We start from the raw sequence: 22,956 nt of genomic DNA, 5'->3' as shown, positions 1-22,956 counted from the left end.
GGACGTCTAACCAGTGTTGCGGGTGGGCTCGATGCTCGGGGAGTCGGCGAGCCTGGCAACAGTCTGGTGCGCCGGAAGGCGTGGCGGGGCCGTCGGAGAGGTTTTCAGCTTTCTCCCAGTCTCTACCAGGCTTGGCCGCAGGCGAGGACGGTTACATGAAGGGACCGGGAGACTACCGGATCGGCCGCGGGGGCAGCCGGTTGCGGTGATGGGCCATACACCCTAGCTCGGAATCAGCCCGGTCGGTAGGACGTTGTACGCAGTGGCAGGGCGCACAGCGGGCAGCTCAGCACAACGGGAGGACGGCGAACGTGGCGAACGACACGGGTATCCGCACAGACGAAGTCGCCGAGGAGCGCGACCTCGTCGGTGTCTACCTGCACGAGATTTCCAAGACGCCGTTGCTGGACGCGGCCGGTGAGGTCGATCTGGCCAAGTCGGTCGAGGCGGGCCTCTATGCCGACAAGCTGCTCGAAGCAGGACAGACGGTGCGCGGCGCGTCCAAGCCGGAGCTGACCCGGCTGGTCGTCGAGGGGCAGCGGGCCAAGGAGCAGTTCGTCAAGGCGAACCTGCGGCTCGTCGTCTCCATCGCCCGGCGGTACGTGCGCAGCGGCATGCCGATGCTCGACCTGATCCAGGAGGGCAACACCGGTCTGGTCCGCGCGGTCGAGAAGTTCGACTACGAGCGCGGGTTCAAGTTCTCCACCTACGCGACGTGGTGGATCCGGCAGGCGATCAGCCGGGCCATCGCGCAGCAGGAGCGCACCGTGCGGCTGCCGGTGCACCTGGTCGAGGACGTCAACCGGATGCGCAACATGACCCGTCAGCTCACCCGTGAACTGGGCCAGGAGCCCGAGGCCGAGCAGCTGGCGAAGGCGCTCGGGGTCAGCGTCGAGCGGATCAACGAACTCAAGCGCTGGTCGCAGGACACCGTGTCGCTGGACACCCCGGTGGGCGACGACGGCGACACCAACCTCGGTGACCTGGTGGCCGACACCGACTCGCCCAGCCCGGAGGACCTGGTGCTGGCCGGGATGGAGCGCGACCGGGTGGACGGCCTGCTCGGCCACCTGGACGACCGCTCCGCCGGGATCGTCCGCGCCCGGTACGGGCTGGACGACGGCCGGGAGCACTCGCTCACCGAGGTGGCGCAGCGGTTCTCGCTGTCCCGGGAGCGGATCCGGCAGCTGGAGATCCAGGCGCTGCACCGGCTGCGCGAGCTGGCCGGTTCCGGTGGCCTGGACGCAGCCTGACCAGCCAACACGACCGTCACGACGGCCGACCCCGCAGCGGGTCGGCCGTCGTTTCGTGTCCGGCCGCCGTCTCGTCGCGGCCGGCCTCGTCCTCGGCGGCCTCGCAGAGCAACCGGATCGCCGCCGCGACGGTGCGCAGGCCGTCGGTGTCGAGTCGTTCCAGCAGCCGTCGGGTGGCGAACTCGCCGGCCTCGTTGAGCCGGTCCAGCAGCCGGCGGCCGGCGGCGGTCAGTTCCACCCGCCGCACCCGCCGGTCGTGCGGATCCTCCCGCCGGCTGACCAGCTGCTGGGCGGCGAGCCGGTCGACGATGCCGGTGACGGTGGCGAGCCGGACGCCGAGCACCTCGGTGAGCGCCTGGCCGGAGCTGGCGCCGCGGGCCAGCGCGATCAGCACCTTGAGCTGCTGCATGGTGAGGTTGAGGTCGAGCATCGGGCTGGGTCGCAACCGGGTCGCGGCCTGCTGCAGCCGCCGCCCGTCCGCCAGGATCCTGCCGATCAGCTCGTCGCCGGTGGCCACGTCCGTCTCCCCATCCGTCTGGTATCCGTCCGGCCACTTTCCGTGTCGGACCGGGGGTCGGTGCCGACCGGATACTTCGGGTCAGCCAAACTGTTTCTCTGAACCGTACTAGTGATCGAGGCCGCGCGCCGGACTGGCGGGTCCGTGTGGCGGCGCGATCACCGCGGTCAGATCGCAGATGGGCACCTCGCCCGCGGCCCCGGACAACGAGGGGAAAGCCAGTATGTGGCTGCTGTCCCGGCTCAGTCTCGCCAACCGTAGCCTCGTCGCCCTGATCACCGTCGTGATCATCGGCTTCGGGGCGTACTCCATTCCATCACTGCGGCAGCAACTGCTGCCGTCGCTGCAGTTCCCGATCGCGGCGGTGATGATCACCGATCAGGGTGCCTCGCCGCAGGTGGTCGAGGAGCAGGTCACCACCCCGATCGAGGACGCCATCCAGGCGGTACCGAACCTGGAGAGCGTCACGTCGACCTCGCAGTCCGGCTCCGCCACCGTACTGGCCCAGTTCGAGTACGGCACCAACCTGGACGATGCGACCAACAAGATCGAGCAGGCGGTCAACCGGATCGACTCGCGGCTGCCCGACGGTGCGCAGACCAACGTGTTCGCCGGCAGCACCGACTCGCTGCCGGTGGTCACGCTCGCCGCGTCCGGGTCGCTGTCCCAGCAGCAGCTCGGCCAGCGGCTGACCGACACGATCGCGCCGAAGCTGCGCAAGATCGACGGGGTCAAGGACGCCGCCGTGACCGGGGTGCGCGACCAGCAGGTCACGATCACGCCGGACACCGCGAAGCTGGCCAAGGCCGGCCTCGCACCGACCGCGGTGATCACCGCGTTGCAGGGGGCGGGTGCGCAGGCCTCGGCCGGCACCCTCACCGAGGGCGACAAGAGCCTGTCGGTGCAGGTCGGCGGCAAGTTCGACTCGGTCCAGCAGATCAAGGACCTCTACCTGTCACCGGCGGCCGCGTCGGCCGGCGCCGGGCAGCAGGGCGGCAGCGGACCGGGTGCGGGCCAGCCCGGCCAGCAGGGCTCCGGCCAGCAGGGCGGGCAGCACGCCGCGAAGCCGGTACGGCTGGGTGACGTGGCGAGCGTCAAGGTCACCGAGTCGGCGGCGACGTCGCTGACCCGTACCAACGGCAAGCCGAGCCTCGGCGTGTCGATCACCATGAAGCCGAACGGCAACGCGGTCGCGATCTCCAACAAGGTGCGCGACGAGCTGTCCGACCTCACGTCCGACCTGGGCCGCGGCGGCGAGTTGACCATCGTCTCCGACCAGGCTCCCTACGTGCAGAAGTCGATCAAGGACCTGTTCACCGAGGGCATGCTGGGCCTGCTCTTCGCCGTCGTGGTGATCCTGATCTTCCTGCTGTCGGTCCGGGCGACGCTGGTCACCGTGGTCAGCATCCCGGTGTCGGTGATGATCGCGCTGCTGGTGATGTGGCTGAAGGGCGACACCCTCAACCTGCTGACGCTGGGCGGGTTGACCATCGCGATCGGCCGGGTGGTGGACGACTCGATCGTGGTGCTGGAGAACGTCAAGCGACATCTCGGGTACGGCGAACCCAAGCGCGATGCGGTGCTGTCCGGGGTGCGCGAGGTGGCCGGCGCGATCACCTCGTCGACGCTGACCACGGTCGCGGTGTTCCTGCCGATCGGGCTGGTCGGCGGCATGGTCGGCGAGCTGTTCGCACCGTTCGCGATCACCGTGGTGGTGGCGCTGCTGGCCTCGCTGCTGGTCGCGCTGACCATCACCCCGGTGCTGGCGTACTGGTTCCTCAAGGCGCCGAAGCGGGTCTCGCCGGCCGAGGCCGACCTGGCCCGCCAGAAGGCGGTGGAGAAGGAGCGGCGCAGCCCGCTGCAACGGGCGTACGTGCCGGTCATCCGGTTCGCCACCCGGCACCGGTTCGTCACCGTACTGATCGCCGTCGTGGTGTTCGTCGGCACGCTCGCGCTCGCTCCGGGGCTCAAGACCAACCTGCTCGACTCGTCCGGCCAGGACACCCTGAGCCTGTCCGAGAAGATGCCGGTCGGCACCAGCCTGGCGGCGACCAGCGACGCGGCCAAGAAGATCGAGGGCGTGCTGCGCCGGCACGCGGACATCAAGTCGTACCAGGCGACCGTCGGATCCAGCGGCTTCGGCGCCGGCAGTGCCAACCAGGCGAGCTTCCAGGTCACCGTGACCGAGGGCACCGACACCGACAAGCTGTCGGACTCGCTGCGGCACGACATCGACCAGCTGTCCGGTGTCGGTGACGTGACGTTCGGGGACGTCACGGGCTTCGGTGCGAGCAGGGTGCAGGTGGTGGTGACCGCGCCGGACGACCAGACGCTGCGCACGGCGGCGAAGCAGGTCCAGGACGCTTTCCGGCACACCGGCCGGCTCAGTGACGTGGAGAGCGACCTGGCGCCCACCAACCCGCAGGTGCAGGTGACCGTCGACCACCGGGAGGCGGCCCGGTACGGGTTGACCGACACCGCGATCACCCAGCTGGTGCAGCAGGCGTTCCAGGGCGCGCCGGCGGCGAAGATCGAACTGAACGGGGCGGACCGCAACGTGGTGGTCCGGACCGGTGCGGCACCGGCCACGCTGGACAAGCTCAAGGCGCTGCCGGTACCGACGGCGACCGGTACCGTGCCGCTGTCCCGCGTGGCGACGGTCAAGCAGGTCAACGGTCCGGTGACGATCTCGCACACCGACCGGAACCGCAGCGCGACCATCTCCGCGACGGCGACCAGCAGCAACACCGGCCAGGTCACCTCCGACCTGACGAAGAAGCTGGATGCGCTCAAGCTGCCGACCGGCGCCGACTGGAGCATGGGTGGCGTCGGATCGGACCAGTCGGACGCGTTCAAGTCGCTGGGGATCGCACTGCTCGCCGCGATCGCGATCGTGTTCATCATCATGGTCGCGACGTTCCGCTCGCTGGTGCAGCCGCTGATCCTGCTGGTGTCGGTGCCGTTCGCGGCCACCGGTGCGATCGTGGCGCTGCTGGCCAGCAACACCGCGCTGGGCGTGGCGTCGCTGATCGGCCTGTTGATGCTGGTCGGCATCGTGGTCACGAACGCGATCGTGTTGATGGACCTGATCAACCAGTACCGGCGGCAGGGGATGTCGGTGGCCGACGCGGTGGTCGAGGGCGGCCGGCGCCGGTTGCGGCCCATCCTGATGACCGCCGCCGCGACCATCTGTGCGCTGATCCCGATGTCGCTCGGGCTCACCGGGGGTGGCGGGTTCATCTCGAAGCCGCTGGCGATCGTGGTGATCGGTGGGCTGGTGTCCTCGACGCTGCTGACGCTGCTGCTGGTGCCGGCGCTGTACACGATGGTGGAGGGCCGGCGGGAGAGGCGTCGGCTGCGCCGGGAGGCGGCCGAGGCGCCGCTGGACGAGGAGCGCGAACCGGCCGGCGCCGGGGCGCACTGACGCCAGGTCGAAGCGCGGCGGGGTCCGGCCACCGATGGCCGGCCCCCGCCGCGCGGCAATTGGGGGATAACGGTCGAACTGTACGTTCGGCCGCAGAGCGGGCGCCGGGCCGCGCGCGGTCGCGGTAGCCTGACAGGCCGTGGCGGCGGCACTACCCGGCACCCACCCGGGTGCGGGCAGCTCGTGTCGCGAGGACACCGGGTCCGCGCCCGCGGCGGAGGTGTGACGGATGACTGGCCCGATGTCCGAACTGCGGTTGATGGCGTGGAACCTGTGCCGTGGCGGCACCGGCACCCCGGCCGGTGACGTGCTCGACCAGATGACCGACCTGATCGGCCACCTCGCGCCGGACGTGCTGTGCTGCGTCGAGACCGAGGGCGCCACCGACCGGATCGTGGCCGGGCTGCACGCCGCCGGGCACCCGGACTACCGCGGCCACCGGCTGGCCGTCGACGGTACCGACGACAATCTCGCCATCGTCACCCGGCTGCCGGTGCTCGACCGGCTGCCGGCACCGGCCGGCCGCACCGTGGACAGCTACAACTTCGGTGGCCTGCGGCTGCAGCTGCCGGACGGGGGCGACGTCGCCGTCTTCGACACCTGGTTGCGCTTCGACGTGGCGATCGCCGACGCGCTGGAGGCCACCGTCGCCGAGATCGTCGACGGCGCCGAACGCACCCGCAACGACGAGCAGCTCGCCCTGCTGGAGCTGCCGCAGCTGGCGAACATCGAGGAGATCCTCACCGAACACCTGCCGGCCGCACTGGCCGACAGCCCGGCCGGGCAGGACACCCCGGTGCTGCTCGCCGGCGGCTTCAACACCGAGTCGCACCTGGACCTGGCCGCCGGCGACCCGGACTACCGGCGCCAGGTACGACCGCAGTGGCAGGTCACGGCGCGGCTGGCGAAGGCCGGCTTCGCCGACGCGTACCGGCTGGCGCACCCCGACCCGGCCGCCGATCCCGGCGGTACCTTCGACCGGCCGGCGGGCGACCAGCGGCTGCCGCACCGGATCGACTACGTGTTCGTCGACGAGCGCCGGGTCCGGGTGCGCGCCGCCGAGACCGTGCGGCGGCGGCTGCCGTGCCACGGCCCCGGCGGGTTCTACTCCGACCACGCCGCGCTCGTGGTCGACGCGAGCATCTCCGCGTCGGGCCCGGCCCGTAGCCTGACCGGGTGATCAGCAGCCTGTTCGCGGCCTTCGGCGCCGCGGTGTCGTTCGGCGTCGCCTCCGCCCTCCAGGCGTACGCGGCGCGCACCGAACCCGCCGGCTCCGGCCTGGCCGGCCTGCTCCGCGTCGTGCTGCGGTGGCCGTACCTGCTCGGGCTGGTCTTCGACCTCGCCGGGTTCGTGGCCGAGATCGTCGCGCTGCGCGGGCTGCCGCTGTTCGCGGTGCAGGCCGCGATCGCCGGTTCGCTCGCGGTGACCGCGGTGCTGGCCGTACCGCTGCTGTCGGTGCGGCTGTCCGGCAACGAGTGGATCGCGGTCGCCGGGGTCTGCGTCGGACTCGCCTCGATCGGCTTCTCCGCCGGCGCCGAGGGAGCGCCGACGGTCGGCGCCGCGTTTCGCTGGGGGCTGGTCGCCGCGACCGGCGTGCTCGTCCTCGCTGCGCTGGGCGCGAACCGGCTGCCCAACCCGGCCCGGTGCAGCGCGTTGGGGCTGGCCGGCGGGCTCGGCTTCGGCATCGTCGCGATCGCGGCCCGGATCCTGCCCGACCTCTCACCGGCGCACCTGGTCCGTGACCCCGCGGCGTACCTGGCGATCGTCGCCGGGGTGACCGCGTTCGCGTCGTTCACCACGGCGTTGCAGACCGGTGCGGTGGCGGCGGCGACCGCGGCGCTGGTACTCGGCGAGTCGGTCGTTCCGGCCGCGGTCGGGGTGCTGCTGCTCGGCGACACGACCCGGCCCGGGTACTGGCCGGTCGCGGCCGGCGGGTTCGCCCTCGCGGTGGTCTCGGCGGTGCTGCTGGCCCGCTTCGGCGAACCGGCCTGAGCCGACCCCGACCATCCCCGACGAGGCGGCTCAGTATCCGGATCCGGGGTCGGTGACGGCGCGGACGGCGGCGGCGACCGCGTCGGGGCGGTCGAGCATGGCAAGGTGCGCCGCGTCCGGCAGCGTCACGTGGTCGGCGGACAGCTCGGCGGCGAGCGCCGCAGTGGCCGCGGACCAGGCGGCCGCCCGCTCCGCGGTACGCCGGTAGGTCGCGGCGAGCACCCGTGCCGGTACCGCCGGGAACGGCGCGGCACGCATCGCCCGCAGCGCCACCGCCTGCCCCCGGTACCCGGTGAGCTCGGCGACGATCGCCGCCAGCGTGTCGCCCGACGAGTACACCGCCTCCAACGCCTGCGGTACCGGGTCCGGGCGGCGCGGCCAGCCCGGCCGGTCCGGCCCGGCGAGCCGCCGTGCGGTGCTCAGCCGGTAGCCCAGGCGCATTGCTGCGGGGCCGACCAGGCGGCCGACCGGGACGGCGGCCAGCAGGCCGGACAGCGGCGCGTCCGCCCGCCGGGCCGCCGTCTCGATCGCGCGCAGCGGCTGCTCGGTCGCGACGGCGTCGGGTTCGTAGCTGGGGTCCACGAGCACCAGCCCGGCGACCCGGTGCGGTGCGGTGCGCGCGTACGCCTCGGCGTGCAGTGCGGCGGCCGAGTGCGCCACCACGGTGACCGGCGCGGTGGGAGAGACGTGGTCCGCGGCCGCGGCGATCCGGGCCGCCTCGACCTCCAGCGTGGACGGCCTCGCGGAGCGCGGGGAAAGCCCGAGACCCGGGCGGTTGAGCCGGACCAGCCGGTGCCCGCGCAGCAGCGGGATCACCGCGTCCCAGTCGAACCAGCTCTGCCCGAGCCCGCAGCAGAACAGCACCGCCGGGCCGCTGCCGCCGTCGACCAGGTGCACCAGCTCGCCGTCCAGCCGGACCAGCCCGGAGCGGGAACGCAGCACGCCGGGCTGTCCGGCCGGCATCAGGACCGTCCCCCGGGGCGCACCATCGGGAACGCCAGCGTGTCCCTGATGGACAGCCCGGTCAGCAGCATGACCAGCCGGTCCACGCCGAGGCCGAGGCCGCCGGTGGGCGGCATGCCGTACTCCAGGGCGGTGAGGAAGTCCTCGTCGAGTTCCATCGCCTCCGGGTCGCCGCCGGCGGCGCGCAACGACTGCTCGGTGAGCCGGCGCCGCTGCTCGACCGGGTCGGTCAGTTCGGTGTAGCCGGTGCCGATCTCGGCCCCGAACGCGACCAGGTCCCAGCGTTCGGCGAGCCGCTCGTCGCGCCGGTGCGCGCGGGTCAGCGGCGACACGTCGGCCGGGAAGTCCAGGTAGAACGTCGGCTCGACGGTGTGGCGCTCGACCAGCTTGTCGTACAGGTCCAGCAGCAGCTCGCCGTGGCTCTCGTCCGGTTGGTACGGCACGTGCAGCCGGTCGGCGTGCGCGGCCAGCTCCGCGACCGGGGTGTCCACCGTCACCGGGGCGCCGACCGCCGCCGCCACCGCCTCGTGCACGGTGCGCCGCTGCCACCGGCCGCCGATGTCCACGTCGGACACCGACCCGTCCGGGGCGGTACGACGCAGCACCGGCGCGCCGAACGCCGCGGTCGCCGCCGACTGGATCAGCGTCTGCGCCAGCTCCGCGACGTCCTGGTAGTCGGTGTAGGGCTGGTAGGCCTCCAGCATGGTGAACTCGGGGTTGTGGGTGGCGTCGACCCCCTCGTTGCGGAAGTCGCGCCCCAGCTCGAACACCGCGCCGACGCCGCCCACGCACAGCCGCTTGAGGAACAGCTCCGGCGCGATCCGCAGGTACAGGTCGAGATCGTAGGCGTTGGAGCGGGTGCGGAACGGCCGAGCGTTCGCGCCGCCGTGCACCCGCTGCAGGATCGGCGTCTCGACCTCCAGGAAGCCGCGGCCGGTCAGGGTGGCGCGCAGCGAGCCGATCGCCGCCGCGCGCACCGCGAGCATCCGCCGGGCCGCCGGCCGCAGCGCGAGGTCGAGATGCCGCTGCCGTACCCGCGCCTCCGGGTCGGTCAGCCCGAGGTGCTTGTTGGGCAGCGGGTGCAGGCACTTCGCGGTGATGGTGAACGAGCGGACCAGCACCGACGGCTCGCCCCGGCGGCTGGTGACGATCTCCCCGTCGACCGCGATCTGGTCACCCAGGTCGACCTCGTCGTCCCACCGCCGCATCACGCCGGTGCCGGTGTGCCCGGCGGTCAGCATCGCCTGCAGGTCGCCGGTGGCGTCGCGGAGCAGCGCGAAACGTACCCCGCCGTGGTCGCGGTCGAACAGCACCCGGCCGGCCACCCGAACCGCCACCCCGGTGGCGTGGTCGGCCGGCAGTTCGGCGTACCGGCAAGCCAGCTCGCCGCAGCCGTCGGTGACCGGCGCGACCACCGGGTACGGGTCGGTCCCGGCGGCCCGCATCTTCTCCATCGTGGCCAGCCGGACCGCGACCTGCTCCGGCACCGGCGGCCGGGTCGGCGTGATCGGCTCGGCCGGCTCCTCCGGCGTACCGGCGGCCGGGCCGGTGGCCGGTGGCTGCGGCACCGGTGCGCTGATCGCCCGGTCCCGGCCGCGGTTGAGCAGCGCGGAGAGCCGGGGCACGGTGACGAACCCCTCGGCCATCGCCGAGGCGAGCCCGACCCGCGCCACGTCCCGCGTCTCGGCGAAGCACAGGTAGCGCGGCAGCCAGGTCGGCCGGTACTTCACGTTCGCCCGGTACAGCGACTCGATCTGCCACCACCGGGAGAAGAACAGCAGCAGCTTGCGCCACAGCCGCAGGATCGGCCCGGCGCCGATCCGGGCGCCCTCCTCGAACGCGGCGCGAAACACCGCGAAGTTGAGCGAGACGCGCGACACCGACAGCCCGCCGGCGGCGCCCATCACCGCGGCGACCATGAGTTCCATCAGCCCGTTGTCGGCGGTCGGATCGCGGCGCATCAGGTCCAGCGACAACCCGTGGCGGCCCCACGGCACGAACGACAGCAGGGCCGCCGGGGTGCCGTCCGGCGCCACCGCCTCGACGAGCACGCAGCGGCCGTCGGCCGGGTCGCCGAGCCGGCTGAGCGCCATCGAGAAGCCGCGCTCGGACCCGGTGTCGCGCCACGCCTCGGCACGCGCGACGATCTCGGCCATCTCCTCGGCCGGTACGTCGGTGTGCCGTCGGATCCGGGTGGTGTAGCCGGCCCGCTGCACCCGACGTACCGCCTGCCGCACGCCGCGCATGTCCCGGCCCTCCAGGGTGAAGTCGGCGACGTGCAGCACCGCCTCGTCACCCAGTTGCAGCGCCCGCAACCCGGCCCGGGAGTACGCGGTGGCACCCTGCTCGCTCGCCCCCATCACCGCGGGCGTCCACGCGTACCGGCGGGCGAAGGCGTGCCACGCGGCGATCGCCGGCGCCCACGCCTCCGGGTCGCCGATGGGGTCGCCGGAGGCGAGAATGACCCCGCCGACCACCCGGTAGGTGATCGCCGCCTTGCCCGACTCGGAGAAGATCGCCGATTTGTCCCGCCGGGTGGCGAAGTAGCCCAGCGAGTCGCGTTCGCCGTACCGGTCCAGCAGCACCCGGATGCGGGCCTCCTCGTCCGGTGGCAGCACCGCCGCGGTGCGCTGCGAGGCGAGCAGCACCAGCAGCGCGGCGAACAGTGTGGCGGCCACGCACAACCCGGTCACCAGCGCGATCCAGTGCGGCGCGCCGGCCGGCCCGTGCAGCGGATCGCTGGAGTCCAGCAGCCGGTGCCCGACCCAGGAGGCCCGCTTGCGCCGGCCGGCGAGCGTTCCCGGGTCGAGGGTGACGAGCAGGTAGCCGATACCGGCGGTGGCGAGCAGGCCGATCACCAGGGTGGCGATCGCCTTGCGGAAGCTGCCGCGCTGCACCCGGGCGTAGAACTCGTGCCGGGCGCGGACCAGCACGACCACCTCCACCGCCACGAACACGGTGCCGACCGCGGTGAACACGACGTCGGCGGCGTACACGCCGGGCACGTCGTGGTCGGTGGCGAGGCTGACCGCGATGTAGGCGTCGCCGATCAGGTCGACGAGCAGGGCGAGGCCGAGCAGGATCCCGAGCATGACCCCGGCGACGCGTTTCCGCCGGGCCACCGCGCCGGCGAGGATGACCAGGAACGCCACCCAGGCGAGGTTGACCGAGGCGGGCAGGCCGAGCGTCTCGATCAGCGCCGTCGGCCAGTACAGGTAGTCGCGCAGCGGCGGGATCGCGGCCCGAACCAGCCCGTACAGCGCGAGCAGCCCCAGGTAGGTGGCGAACACGGTGGGGATCCGGGGCCGCAGCCGGTCCCAGCTGCTGGTGGTCGCCTCGTTCGTCACGTCTGCTCCAGCCCTACGTGCTGCGGGTTCGGGCCGGTCCGGCCCGGCGCCGCCGTGCCTGTGGTCAGGGCTGGACGGCGGCGCCGACACGGCGTCCCGGATCCTCGGGGCGCGATCGTGTCTCAGCGTAATCGGGCTCAGGCAAACGCGTGGTAAGTGTGCATGTACGCCACGCCAGCGAGTTTGGGCGTTCGGGTTTCGCGCGCGCGCTTCGCCGGGTCACCGGTCGGTGCGCTCGGCCCCGTCCGGCTCGTCGGCGTCGGTTTCGGCGTCGGTGTCCGCCCCGGCCGCCGGCTCGGCGTCGGTGTCCGCGCCGGCCGCCGGCTCGGCGTCGCCGTCCCGCTCGGTACCGGGGTCGGGCTCGGCCGGGCGCTTCTTCTTCAGCCGGAGCGTGAACGGCTTGCCCGCGGCAATGACCTGACCGCTCTTGCCGCTCGGATTGATCATCATCGACATGCCCGCGCCCGCCTTCCGCCATCGGCCCGAGGCATCGCCTCGACGTCTCGCGGCGCCGCCGCGTCGCGGCCCGTCGTCGGGACGACACCGGAGCACAAAAGCTACCCGACTCGGTTGATACCACGCGCCCCTGTGCGTGACCAGGGCGGTCGCCCGCATCGTGGCCGAATGTCGCGTACCACGTGGTGGTCGGTGCGCCGGGCCAGGGCCGGGTGCCGCGCCCGGCGCTGGATAGCATGGTCGGGTGACTCCCGCCGAGCTTGCCGAGACAGTTCTTGCCGCCGCCCGAGACGCCTTCGCCGGGCACGGGCTGGATGCCGCCGTGCTGCCCACGACGACGAGCGTGGAGCGACCCCGCAATCCGGAGCACGGTGACTACGCGTCCAACCTGGCGCTGCAGGTGGCGAAGAAGGCCGGGGTGAACCCGCGGGAGCTGGCCGGCTGGATCGCCGAGCGGCTCGCCGGCGCGGTCGGGGTCGCGTCCGTCGACATCGCCGGCCCCGGCTTCCTGAACATCCGGTTGTCCGCCGCCGCGGCCGGTGAGCTGGCCCGGGTCGTGGTTGACGCCGGTGAGCGGTACGGGCACTCCGACACCCTGGCCGGCCAGCGGGTCAACCTGGAGTTCGTGTCGGCCAACCCGACCGGGCCGGTGCACATCGGCGCGGTGCGCTGGGCGGCGGTCGGCGACGCGCTGTCCCGGCTGCTGCGGGCCACCGGTGCGCAGGTCGGCACCGAGTACTACTTCAACGACGCCGGCTCGCAGATCGGCCGGTTCGCCCGCTCGCTGTACGCCTCGGCCACCGGTGCCGAGATCCCCGAGGACGGCTACCACGGGGAGTACATCGCGGAGATCGCCGCCGACGTGGTCACCCGCAACCCGGGCGTGCTGGACAAGTCGGCCGACGAGGCGCTGGAGATCTTCCGGGTCGACGGCGTCGCGCTGATGTTCGACGAGATCAAGACCTCGTTGGCCGAGTTCGGGGTGCAGTTCGATCTCTACTTCAACGAGAAGGACCTGCACGACCGGGGTGAGCTGACCGCGGCGCTGGACCGGCTGCGCGAGCAGGGCGCGGTGTACGAGTCGGACGGCGCGATCTGGCTGCGCACCAGCGAGCACGGCGACGACAAGGACCGGCCGCTGGTCAAGTCCGACGGCGACTGGACCTACTTCGCCGCCGACTGCGCCTACTACCTGGACAAGCGGCAGCGCGGCTTCGACAAGGTCGTGATCATGCTGGGCGCCGACCATCACGGCTACATCGGCCGGATGCGGGCGATGGCGGCCTGTTTCGGCGACGACCCGGACCAGACGCTGGAGATCCTGATCGGCCAGCTGGTCAACCTGGTCAAGGACGGCGCGCCGGTCCGGATGTCCAAGCGGGCCGGCACCGTGGTGCTGCTGTCCGACCTGGTGTCCGCGGTCGGCGTGGACGCGGCGCGGTTCTCGCTCGCCTGGTACTCGGTGGATTCGCCGATCGACCTCGATCTCGACGCCTGGGCCAAGCGCAGCCAGGACAACCCGGTCTTCTACGTGCAGTACGCGCACGCCCGGATCGCCTCGCTCGGCCGCAACGCCGCCGAGCTGGGGATCGGCCGGGGGGCCGACTTCGACGCGAGCCTGCTGGCCACCGCGCAGGAGGGCGACCTGCTCAAGGCGCTCGGCGAGTTCCCGGCGGTGGTGGCCGGCGCGGCCGAGCTGCGCGAACCGCACCGGGTGGCCCGCTACCTGCACGCACTGGCCGGCACGTACCACCGGTTCTACGACGCCTGCCGGATCCTGCCGCAGGGCGACGAGAAGCCGACCGACCTGACCGTCGCGCGGCTGTGGCTGGTCGAGGCGACCCGGGTGGTGCTGGCCAACGGCCTGCACCTGCTCGGTGTCTCGGCGCCGGAACGGATGTAGTCGTGCGTGCCCACGAGGCCGGTGCCCTGCACGCCGACATCGGCCAGCACGGCCCGGAATGGCTCCGCGAGCCCGCCGACGTCAACGACCTGCTGCCGCAGCTGTGGCCGCGCACCGTGACCCGCGGCTCCGACGGCGTGCTGCGCGTCGCAGGCATCCCGGTCACCGATCTCGCCGCCCAGTTCGGTACCCCGGTGTACCTGCTGGACGAGGCCGACCTGCGCTCCCGCGCCGCGGCCTACCGGGATGCCTTCGCCGCCGCGTTCGACCCGCTGGCCGGCGCCGACGTGTACTACGCGGGAAAGTCGTTCCTGTGCAAGGCGGTGGTGCGCTGGATCGCCGAGGAGGGCCTGCGGCTGGACGTGTGCACCGGCGGGGAGCTCGCGGTCGCGCTGGCTGCCGGAATGGATCCGGCCCGGATCGGCTTCCACGGCAACAACAAGTCACTGTCCGAACTGGACCGTGCGGTGTCGGCCGGGGTCGGCCGGGTGGTGCTCGACTCGTTCGACGAGATCGACCGGCTCGCGGTGCTCGCCGCGGAGCGCGGGGTGCGGGTGCCGGTGATGATCCGGGTGACGGTCGGGGTCGAGGCGCACACCCACGAGTACATCGCGACCGCGCACGAGGACCAGAAGTTCGGCTTCTCGCTGAACCGGGGCAACACCGGGGCGCCCGGCGGTGCCGCCGCGGAGGCGGTGCGCCGGGTGCTCGCCGCCCCGTCGCTGCGGCTGCTCGGGCTGCACTCGCACATCGGTTCGCAGATCTACGACGCGGCCGGGTTCGAGGTCTCCACCCGCCGGGTGCTGGAGCTCGCCGCGCAGCTCCGTGACGAGCACGGCGTCGAGCTGCCCGAGCTGGATCTCGGCGGCGGCTTCGGCATCGCGTACACCACCCAGGACGAGGTGTTCGAGCCGACCGAGATCGCCGCCGCGCTGGCGAAGATCGTCGAGCACGAGTGCGCCGCCTACGGGCTGACCGTGCCGCGGGTGTCGGTCGAACCGGGCCGGTCGATCAGCGGCCCGGCCGCGTGCACGCTGTACGAGGTGGGCACAGTCAAGCAGGTCGAGCTGGACGGCGGCGCGACCCGCAAGTACGTCTCGGTCGACGGCGGGATGAGCGACAACATCCGCACCGCGCTGTACGACGCGTCGTACTCCTGCACGCTCGCCTCCCGGGCGTCCACCGCGCCGCCGGCGCTGGCCCGGGTGGTCGGCAAGCACTGCGAGTCGGGCGACATCGTGGTGCGCGACGAGTTCCTGCCGGCCGACGTTGCCCCCGGCGACCTGATCGCGGTGCCGGGCACCGGGGCGTACGCGCGGTCGATGGCGAGCAACTACAACCACGTGCCCCGGCCCGCCGTGGTCGCCGCCGCCGACGGTACGGCCCGGGTGATCGTGCGCGCCGAGACCGAGGACGACCTGCTGCGGCTGGATGTGGGATGACGACGAACCCAGGCAACACAGCGGATCCGGTCAAACCCGCCGACACCCGCGCGGCCACCGACAGTGGCAGCGCGCCGGAGCCGGTGCGGCTCGCGCTGCTGGGCTGCGGCACGGTGGGCGCCGAGGTGGTCCGGCTGCTGCACGAGCAGGCCGACGATCTCGCCGCCCGGATCGGCGCCCCGCTGGAGATCGCCGGGATCGCGGTGCGTCGGCCGGACCGGGACCGTGGCCCGCTGCCGGTGCCCCGCGAGCTGTTCACCGCCGACGCCGCCGGTCTGATCAAGCGGGACGACGTGGACATCGTGGTCGAGGTGGTCGGCGGGCTGGAGCCGGCCCGCAGCTGGCTGGTGCAGGCGCTGTCCGCGGGCAAGAGCGTGGTCACCGCGAACAAGGCGCTGCTGGCCGAGGACACCGCGACCCTCGCGGCGGCGGCGGCCGACGGCGACGCCGACCTCTACTACGAGGCCGCGGTCGCCGGTGCGATCCCGCTGTTGCGGCCGCTACGCGAGTCGTTGCACGGCGACCGGATCACCCGGATCACCGGCATCGTCAACGGCACCACCAACTACATCCTGTCCAAGATGGACAGTTCCGGCGCCGGGTTCGGCGAGGCGCTGGACGAGGCGACCGAGCTCGGTTACGCGGAGGCGGATCCGACCGCCGACGTGGAGGGGTTCGACGCCGCGGCGAAGGCCGCCATCCTCGCCTCGCTGGGGTTCCACACCCGGGTCACCGCCGCCGACGTGTACCGGCTGGGCATCACCGAGGTGACCGCCGCCGACGTGGCCAGCGCGCAGGAGATGGGCTGCGTGGTGAAGCTGCTGTGCATCGCCGAGCTGCGCCGGGACGAGGACGGCTCGGAGTCGGTGTCGGCCCGGGTGCACCCGGCGATGATCCCGCGCAGCCACCCGCTGGCCAGCGTCGGCGACGCGTACAACGCGGTGTTCGTCGAGGCGCAGGCGGCCGGCCGGCTGATGTTCTACGGGGCGGGCGCGGGCGGTGCGCCGACCGCCTCCGCGGTGCTCGGCGACGTGGTCGCGGTGGCCCGCAACCGGCGGCTGGGCCGCTCCGCGGTCGCCGACTCGGCGTACGCCAACCTGCGGGTGCGGCCGATGGGCGAGGTCGCCACCCGGTACCACATCTCGCTGGACGTGGCCGACCGCGCCGGGGTGCTCGCCCAGGTGGCGGCGCTGTTCGCCGAGCACGGGGTGAGCATCCAGACCGTGCGGCAGGAGGGCCGCGGCGGTGAGGCCGGTAGCGGCGGCGAGGCGCTGCTGGTGATCGTCACGCACCGGGCGCCGGACGCAGCGTTGCGGTCCACTGTGGACGCCCTGGCGAAGCTGGACATCGTGCGGCAGGTCGCCAGCGTGATGCGGGTAGAGGGAGAGTAGACGTGCGCACCTGGCGCGGCGTGATCAACGAGTTCGCCGACCGGCTTCCGGTCACCGACACCACCCCGGTCGTCACGCTGTACGAGGGCGGCACCCCGCTGGTGCCCGCCGAGCAGCTGTCCACCCGCACCGGCTGCACGGTGTACCTCAAGGTCGAGGGGATGAACCCGACCGGGTCGTTCAAGGACCGCGGCATGACGGTGGCGATCTCCAAGGCCATCGAGGACGGCGCGAAGGCGGTCATCTGCGCCTCCACCGGGAACACCTCGGCCAGCGCCGCGGCGTACGCGGCGCGGGCCGGGGTGCTGTGCGCGGTGCTGATCCCGCAGGGCAAGGTGGCGCTCGGCAAGCTCGCCCAGGGCCTGGTGCACGGTGCGAAGCTGCTGCAGGTCGACGGCAACTTCGACGACTGCCTGGCGCTCGCCTCCAAGCTGTCGATCGACTACCCGGTCGCGCTGATGAACTCGGTCAACCCCTACCGCATCGAGGGGCAGAAGACCGCCGCGTTCGAGATCGTCGGGGCGCTCGGCGACGCGCCGGACATCCACTGCCTGCCGGTCGGCAACGCCGGCAACATCACCGCGTACTGGAAGGGCTACGTCGAGGACGAGCGGGCCGGCAACGCGACGCACACCCCGCGGATGTTCGGTTTCCAGGCGTCCGAGTCGGCACCGATCGTGCGCGGCGAGGTGGTCCGGCAGCCGCAGACGATCGCGACCGCGATCCGGATCGGCAACCCGGCCAGCTGGACGAAGGCGGTCGACGCGCGGGACGCGTCGAACGGGCGGATCGATGCGGTCACCGACCGGGAGATCCTCGCCGCGTACAAGCTGCTCGCCCGCACCGAGGGCGTGTTCGTCGAGCTGGCCAGCGCGGCGAGCGTGGCCGGCCTGCTCCGGTCGGTGGACGCCGGGCTGATCGAGCGCGGCCAGACGGTCGTCTGCACCGTGACCGGGCACGGCCTCAAGGACCCGGACTGGGCGGTGTCCACCGCGCCGGCGCCGACCACGATCCCGGTCGACGCGCACGCCGCGGCGGCCTCCCTCGGCCTCACCTGAACCGGCGCGCGCAGACCCGCGGCCCGGCTCCCGTGCTCCGCGTCGGGGAGGGGGTCAGGTGCGCCAGGCGGCGGCGAGCGCGGCGACGCCGGCGGTGATCGTGTCGGGGGTCAGGTGTGCGTAACCGAACACGAAGCCGGGCGTTCCGGTCGATCCGTGGTGCCGCAGCCCGCGCAGCTGGATCCCGGCGCGGTGCGCCGCTGCGGCCAGCGCCGCCTCGTCCCCGCCGGGCAGGTGCAGTACGGCGTGCAGGCCGGCGGCGATGCCGGTGATGCGTGCCGCCGGCAGGTACTCCCGGACCGCGGCGACGAGGCTGTCCCGCCGGGCCCGGTAGATCCGCTGGCAGCGGCGCAGATGCGCGTCGTACCGGCCGGTGGTGAGGAACGCGGCGAGCGTCCGCTGTTCGAGTACGGGCCCGCACAGGTCGTCGGCGCGCTTGCGCTCGACGACCGCCGACAGCCACCGATCCGGCACCACCAGCCAGCCGAGCCGCAGCCCGGACGCGAGCGACTTGGACACCGAACCGGTGTAGGCCACCCGGTCCGGCGCGAGACCCTGCAGGGCGCCGACGGGTGCCCGGTCGTAGCGGAAGTCGCCGTCGTAGTCGTCCTCGATCAGCAGACCATCCACTGTGGACGCCCAGGAGGCCAGCGCGGAACGCACCTCGGGCGGGTAGGCGACACCGGTCGGGAACTGGTGTGCCGGCGTGACGAGCGCGGCCCGGGTCGGCGCGGCGTCGAGGGCCGGGCCGGCGGTACCGACCGGAACCGGCAGCGGCGCCAGCCCGTTGGTACCGGCCAACATCGCATGCTCCGGCGCACCCGGGTCCTCGACCGCGATCGTGGTGTGCCCGGCCGCGGCCAGTACCCGGGTCAGCAGGCTGATCGCCTGGGCGACGCCGCCGCAGACCACGATCCGGTCCGGGCTGGCGACCACGCCGCGGCGGCGGATCAGCACCTCGGCGAGGGCGGTACGCACCTCGGGCACTCCGCGCGGGTCCCCGTAGCGCAGCGCCGCGTCCGGCGTGCCGGCCAGCACCTGCCGGTACAGCCGGCCCCAGGCGGCGCGCGGGAACAGCCGCGGATCGGCCTGCCCCGGCCGGAAGTCGAACCGGGTGGCCGGGCCGGGCGCCGCCTCGCCGCCGCCCGGCGCCCCGCCCCGGGCGACCGCACCGGGGTGCGGCGTCTCCCGGCGCCCGCCGGGCGGGACGCCCGGTGCGGTGGCTGCCGCCGTCGTACCGGGCGGGGTGCGGCCGCCGCCCGCGTAGGTGCCCGAGCCGGGCCGGCCGTCCAGGTAGCCCTCGGCGCGCAGCTGGTCGTACACGCTGGTGACCAGGCCGCGGGAGACGCCCAGGTCGGCGGCGAGCGCGCGGGACGCGGGCAGCCGGGTGCCCGGGGCGATCCGCCCGGAGCGGACCGCGTCCCGCAGGGCCGACTCGAGCAGCCGGCGGCGCTGGCGGCGCGGCGCCCGAACCGCCGGCAGCAGCAGCTCCCACGCCGGACTGGTCCACGAAACCTCCATCGGATTGGACCTTAATCGAGGACCGATCTGCTGGCTAGCGTGCCGTCATGACCTCCCGGATCGGTACCCGACCACCCGCTGCCGGCGCCCGCACCCCGCACCTGCTCGCCGCCGGTGCGATGGGGCTGATCGGTACCTCGGTGGTGGCGTCCAGCCTGCTGCCGCACTACCCGTACCCGGGTGGCCAGGCGCTGCGGTACGGGGTGGCGGCGGTAATCCTGCTGCTGCTGGCCCGGCGCGGCCCGCGGGTCCGGGTCAGCGGCGGCGAGATGCTCCGGCTCGCGCTGCTCGCGGCGACCGGCATGGTCGGGTTCAACCTCGCCATCCTCGCCGCCCTGCGCACCGCCGAGCCGGCCGTCCCGGGGGTGTTCATCGCGGCCAGTCCGATCGTGTTCGCGCTGGTCGCGGCCGTGCGTGCGGGTGCGGTGGGCCGCTGGCGACCGGTGCTCGCCGCCGCGCTGGTCGTCGCCGGTGCCGCGGTGGTGCAGGGTTTCGGCGACAGCGACCTCGCGGGGCTCGGCTGGTCGGTGCTGGCGCTGGTCGGTGAGGTGGCGTTCTCCGCCCAGGCGGCACCGCTGCTGCCGCGGCTCGGTGCGATCCGGGTCGCCGGCTACGGCTGCGCGCTGGCGGCGGTCGAGGCGCTGGCGGTGGGGTTCGTGACCGACGGGCCGGCTGCGGTGCGGCTGCCCACCGCGACCGAGGCGGCCGGGCTGCTCTGGCTCGCCCTGCCGGTGACGGTGCTGGCGTTCCTCGCCTGGTACACGGCGCTCGGCCGGCTCGGCGCCGCCCGGGCCACGCTCTATTCCGGTCTGACCCCGTTGGTTGCCACGGCGGTCGCGCCGCTGCTGGGTACCGGCCGGTTCGGGCCGGGGCAGTTGGCGGGTGCGGTCCTGGTCGCGGCGGGGCTGCTCGCCGGCCTGACCGGCCCGACCGGCCCGACCGGCTCAGCCGGCTCAACCGGCTCAGCCGGTTCGACCAGCCCGACCGGCCGGGCCGGTTCGACCAGCCCGACCGGTTCGACCAGCGCGACCAGCCCGAGCGGCTCGACCAGCGCGACCAGCCCGAGCGGCTCGACCAGCGCGACCGGTTCGACCAGCGCGACCAGCCCGAGCGGCTCGACCAGCGCGACCGGTTCGACCAGCGCGACCGGGTCCGACCGGGTTCGGGTGCGTCGACCGGTTATGCTGCCGGCCGCACGGCGTGACGCGGCGCCACCGGGGGAGAGGGCAGGCAGATGGCGATGAACGGGCCGGGAGCACCGCCGCCCGACGGCCGCAACGGCCCGCCGTACGGTCAGCCCGGCCCGCCGTACGGTCGGCCCGGCCCGCCGCCGTACGGGCAGCCGGCGCCGGGCCACGGCGCTGCGCCAGATGGGCCGGGTCCCGGGTTCGGCGGCCCGCCGGGCCCGATCGGGCCGAACGTCCCGTTGATCGCCGACCAGCCGGGCGCCGACTACCCGCCGGTCGCCGGCGGACCCGGTGGCGCGGCGGGCTGGCCGGCGCCGGCGCGGCCCCGTGGCCCCCGCAAGTCGCACAAGGGCCTGATCATCGGCCTGGTCGGCGGGTTCTGCGTGCTGGTGCTGATCGGCTGCGGCATCGCCGGCTTCAACGTGTGGCAGCACCATCGGCAGGAGCAGGCGACCCTCGCGATCTACCACCGGATCGGCCGTCCGGACGGGTTCGAGGAGCAGGGCGAGCCGCGCGCGCCGCACCACACCGAGTTGAGTGCGACCTGGACCGGCGGCACCGGGCAGGGCGCCGACCCGGTCGGCGCCACCGCCGGCTGGCTGGCCGAGCACAGCAAGAACCCGCCGGGCCAGCAGGACGTGCGGGACGCCTTCCGCAACGGCCGGACGTTCTACCTGGATGACCAGGCGCCGGCGAACGTGGAGCTGAAGCTGTCCGGCGGCGCCGGCTACCGGATCGACGTCTCGATCATCTCCTGACCGCGGGCGGCCCCGGCGGTACGTGGTGGTCGACCGGGTCCGCGCCGGCGGCGCGTGGCGGCGGCGCGACCCGCCCGGCGCGGCCGGCTGCTTCGTGCTGCCCGGTGCCTCGCTCGATGCGCCGTGCCGCAGGTGATTCCGGCTTTCCGGACGTCGGGTGCGGGCGCAGAGACATGCCCCATCCGCGGCACAGCCTCCGCACAGCGTGCCGCCGGACACTGTGCGCCGGCCGGTACCGGTGCGCACCATCGCGCCCCGGCCGCCACGTGCTGGAGGATTCGACATGTTTCTCACCTATCTGCGCCGCGAGCTGCGGCGCCGACGACGGCAGGCGATCGTCGTGGCGCTCGGCCTGGCGCTGGGGATCGGGCTGACCGTCACCGTCACCGCGCTGTCGGCCGGCGTGCAGGCCGCGCAGCAGTCCGTGCTGCACTCGCTGTACGGCGTCGGCACCGACATCAGCGTCACCCAGCAGGCAACCCGGGGCAGCGGCGGCCCGCAACGCTTCGACGTGCAGCGCCAGCGCGGCAGCGACCAGAGCCGGAAGAGCTTCAGTACCGACCGGGTGACGGCCGGCATCGGACTGCAGAGCTTCGATGCGGCGACGGTGGCGAAGGTCGCGCGGCAGCCACACGTGTCCGCCGCGGCCGGCGGGCTGAGCCTGACCGACGTGAAGGTCGACGGGAAGTTCGCGCAGCAGCAGAGCGGCGGCCAGGGCACCGGGCGGGGCGGCCCGGGTGGGTTCGCCCGCGGCGGCTCCGGCGGCGCGTCCGGCGCGGCGCCGAGCCAGCCGCCGATCAACGTGGACACGTACTCGATTGCCGGCGTCGACCTGTCCGCGCCGGGCGTGGGGCCGCTGTCCTCGGTCCGGGTGACCGCCGGCCGCAGCTTCGCCAGCAGCGACGCGAAGGGCAAGGTGGCGGTGCTCGCCAGCGGTTTCGCCAAGCAGCGCGGGCTGGCCAAGGGCAAGACCCTCACCGTCGCGGGTACCAAGTTCACCGTCGTCGGCGTGGTCTCCGGGGCCGACCAGGGCTCCGACGTGTACCTGCCGCTCGCCGCCGCGCAGGGGCTGGCGAACCTGCCCGGCAAGGTGACCACCATCTACGTCAAGGCGACCAGCGCGTCGGCGGTCGACGCGGCCGGCGGCGAGGTGCGGAAGGTGCTGCCGAAGGCGACGGTGACCAGCTCGTCCGACCTGGCCGGCGAGGTCTCGGGTTCGCTGTCGGGTGCCGCGTCGCTGGCCGGCAACCTGGGCCGCTGGCTGGCTGTGGTGGTGCTGATCGCGGCGTTCGTGACCGCGGCACTGTTCACGGTCAGCGCGGTGAGCCGGCGCATCCGCGAGTTCGGCACGCTCAAGGCGCTCGGCTGGCGTACCCGCCGGATCGTCGGCCAGGTGCTCGGCGAGGCGCTGGTGCAGGGTGTGCTCGGCGGTGTGCTCGGAGTCGCGCTCGGCTTCCTCGGTACGTACCTGGTGAACCGGCTGGCGCCCGCGTTGACCGCGACGATGCCCAGCGGCCCGGCCGGCGGCGCCGGTGCGGGGCCGGGCGGCGGCCGGTTCGGCGGCGGCTTCGCCCGCGCCGCGCAGCACACCGTCGAGGTGCACCTGGCGGCGTCGGTCACCATCGGCACCGTCGTCCTCGCGGTGGCGCTGGCCGTCGCCGGTGGCCTGATCGCCGGTGGCTTCGGCGGGTGGCGGGCGGCCCGGCTGCGCCCGGCGGACGCCCTGCGACGAGTCGACTAGAGG

Annotated in this window: 16 protein-coding genes; 11 read left to right on the top strand and 5 right to left on the bottom strand. The window is 73.6% G+C overall.

Annotation, left to right across the window (positions count from 1 at the left end; all coding sequences use genetic code 11):
* Nucleotides 1-311 precede the first annotated feature (311 nt).
* Nucleotides 312-1,253 carry a sigma-70 family RNA polymerase sigma factor gene (locus Athai_RS17820; RefSeq protein ID WP_203962519.1) on the top strand — a complete coding sequence of 314 codons (942 nt, stop codon included), beginning with the start codon at nt 312-314 and terminating at the stop codon, nt 1,251-1,253.
* 16 nt (nt 1,254-1,269) lie between these two features.
* On the opposite strand, the gene Athai_RS17815 is transcribed toward Athai_RS17820, so the two are convergent.
* On the bottom strand, nt 1,270-1,770 hold the full coding sequence (locus Athai_RS17815) for a MarR family winged helix-turn-helix transcriptional regulator (RefSeq protein ID WP_203962518.1): 501 nt from the start codon (nt 1,768-1,770) through the stop codon (nt 1,270-1,272).
* 178 nt (nt 1,771-1,948) lie between these two features.
* Here Athai_RS17815 and Athai_RS17810 point away from each other — a divergent pair, with 178 nt between their 5' ends.
* The 3 genes from Athai_RS17810 (at nt 1,949) to Athai_RS17800 (ending at nt 7,186) form a co-directional block, all read left to right on the top strand.
* The gene (locus tag Athai_RS17810) at nt 1,949-5,194 is read left to right on the top strand and encodes an efflux RND transporter permease subunit (protein ID WP_239157017.1); all 3,246 of its coding nucleotides are present in this window, start codon (nt 1,949-1,951) and stop codon (nt 5,192-5,194) included.
* A 229-nt stretch (nt 5,195-5,423) separates the two neighbouring features.
* Nucleotides 5,424-6,374, top strand: a complete 951-nt coding sequence (locus Athai_RS17805; RefSeq protein ID WP_203962517.1) for an endonuclease/exonuclease/phosphatase family protein — start codon at nt 5,424-5,426, stop codon at nt 6,372-6,374.
* A complete protein-coding gene (locus Athai_RS17800; RefSeq protein ID WP_203962516.1) occupies nt 6,371-7,186 on the top strand; it encodes a hypothetical protein in 816 nt (271 codons plus the stop codon). The genes Athai_RS17805 and Athai_RS17800 overlap by 4 nt, the downstream gene beginning before the upstream one ends.
* Before the next feature lie 30 nt (nt 7,187-7,216).
* Here the strand turns inward: Athai_RS17800 and Athai_RS17795 are convergent, their stop codons facing one another.
* The 3 genes from Athai_RS17795 to Athai_RS17785 form a co-directional block, all read right to left on the bottom strand.
* The gene (locus Athai_RS17795; RefSeq protein WP_203962515.1) at nt 7,217-8,149 is read right to left on the bottom strand and encodes an alpha/beta fold hydrolase; all 933 of its coding nucleotides are present in this window, start codon (nt 8,147-8,149) and stop codon (nt 7,217-7,219) included.
* Entirely contained in the window at nt 8,149-11,496 is a 3,348-nt protein-coding gene (gene lysX, locus Athai_RS17790) for a bifunctional lysylphosphatidylglycerol synthetase/lysine--tRNA ligase LysX (RefSeq protein ID WP_239157016.1), read from the bottom strand. Before lysX ends, Athai_RS17795 begins: the two co-directional genes overlap by 1 nt.
* A 219-nt stretch (nt 11,497-11,715) precedes the next feature.
* Complete coding sequence (locus tag Athai_RS17785) at nt 11,716-11,952, bottom strand: hypothetical protein (RefSeq protein WP_203962514.1); 237 nt, start codon at nt 11,950-11,952, stop codon at nt 11,716-11,718.
* A 244-nt stretch (nt 11,953-12,196) separates the two neighbouring features.
* On the opposite strand from Athai_RS17785, the gene argS reads away from it, so the two are divergent.
* From argS to thrC, 4 genes are all read left to right on the top strand, one after another.
* A complete protein-coding gene (gene argS / locus Athai_RS17780) occupies nt 12,197-13,855 on the top strand; it encodes an arginine--tRNA ligase (RefSeq protein ID WP_203962513.1) in 1,659 nt (552 codons plus the stop codon).
* 2 nt (nt 13,856-13,857) lie between these two features.
* Entirely contained in the window at nt 13,858-15,297 is a 1,440-nt protein-coding gene (lysA, locus tag Athai_RS17775) for a diaminopimelate decarboxylase (RefSeq protein ID WP_203962512.1), read from the top strand.
* Nucleotides 15,298-15,380: 83 nt separating this feature from the next.
* Nucleotides 15,381-16,688, top strand: coding sequence for a homoserine dehydrogenase (locus Athai_RS17770; RefSeq protein WP_239157424.1), 1,308 nt, complete (start codon nt 15,381-15,383; stop codon nt 16,686-16,688).
* Nucleotides 16,689-16,690: 2 nt separating this feature from the next.
* Entirely contained in the window at nt 16,691-17,746 is a 1,056-nt protein-coding gene (gene thrC / locus Athai_RS17765; protein ID WP_203962510.1) for a threonine synthase, read from the top strand.
* Between the two features lie 54 nt (nt 17,747-17,800).
* Here thrC and pdxR read toward each other — a convergent pair whose 3' ends face one another.
* On the bottom strand, nt 17,801-19,267 hold the full coding sequence (gene pdxR / locus Athai_RS17760; RefSeq protein ID WP_203962509.1) for a MocR-like pyridoxine biosynthesis transcription factor PdxR: 1,467 nt from the start codon (nt 19,265-19,267) through the stop codon (nt 17,801-17,803).
* A 47-nt stretch (nt 19,268-19,314) separates the two neighbouring features.
* Here pdxR and Athai_RS17755 point away from each other — a divergent pair, with 47 nt between their 5' ends.
* The 3 genes from Athai_RS17755 to Athai_RS17745 all read left to right on the top strand — a co-directional run bounded on the left by Athai_RS17755 (nt 19,315) and on the right by Athai_RS17745 (nt 22,953).
* The gene (locus Athai_RS17755; RefSeq protein ID WP_203962508.1) at nt 19,315-20,511 is read left to right on the top strand and encodes a DMT family transporter; all 1,197 of its coding nucleotides are present in this window, start codon (nt 19,315-19,317) and stop codon (nt 20,509-20,511) included.
* 182 nt (nt 20,512-20,693) lie between these two features.
* Nucleotides 20,694-21,212: a hypothetical protein gene (locus Athai_RS17750; RefSeq protein ID WP_203962507.1), complete on the top strand. Its 519-nt coding sequence runs from the start codon at nt 20,694-20,696 to the stop codon at nt 21,210-21,212.
* A 283-nt stretch (nt 21,213-21,495) separates the two neighbouring features.
* On the top strand, nt 21,496-22,953 hold the full coding sequence (locus tag Athai_RS17745; protein ID WP_203962506.1) for an ABC transporter permease: 1,458 nt from the start codon (nt 21,496-21,498) through the stop codon (nt 22,951-22,953).
* The last annotated feature ends 3 nt before the right edge of the window (nt 22,954-22,956 follow it).

Source organism: Actinocatenispora thailandica (genome assembly GCF_016865425.1).
Classification (GTDB): Bacteria; Actinomycetota; Actinomycetes; order Mycobacteriales; family Micromonosporaceae; genus Actinocatenispora; species Actinocatenispora thailandica.
The sequence above is the reverse complement of the archived record's forward strand: the minus strand, read 5'-3'. Positions and strand labels throughout refer to the sequence as shown.

Bases quoted from the DNA above. Each gene is read 5' to 3' on its own strand.
- Athai_RS17810 (WP_239157017.1), top strand. From the start codon at position 1,949: ATGGGCACCTCGCCCGCGGCCCCGGACAACGAGGGGAAAGCCAGTATG.
- Athai_RS17755 (WP_203962508.1), top strand. From the start codon at position 19,315: ATGACCTCCCGGATCGGTACCCGACCACCCGCTGCCGGCGCCCGCACC.
- pdxR (WP_203962509.1), bottom strand. From the start codon at position 19,267: ATGGAGGTTTCGTGGACCAGTCCGGCGTGGGAGCTGCTGCTGCCGGCG.
- Athai_RS17805 (WP_203962517.1), top strand. From the start codon at position 5,424: ATGACTGGCCCGATGTCCGAACTGCGGTTGATGGCGTGGAACCTGTGC.
- Athai_RS17795 (WP_203962515.1), bottom strand. From the start codon at position 8,149: ATGCCGGCCGGACAGCCCGGCGTGCTGCGTTCCCGCTCCGGGCTGGTC.
- Athai_RS17785 (WP_203962514.1), bottom strand. From the start codon at position 11,952: ATGTCGATGATGATCAATCCGAGCGGCAAGAGCGGTCAGGTCATTGCC.
- Athai_RS17745 (WP_203962506.1), top strand. From the start codon at position 21,496: ATGTTTCTCACCTATCTGCGCCGCGAGCTGCGGCGCCGACGACGGCAG.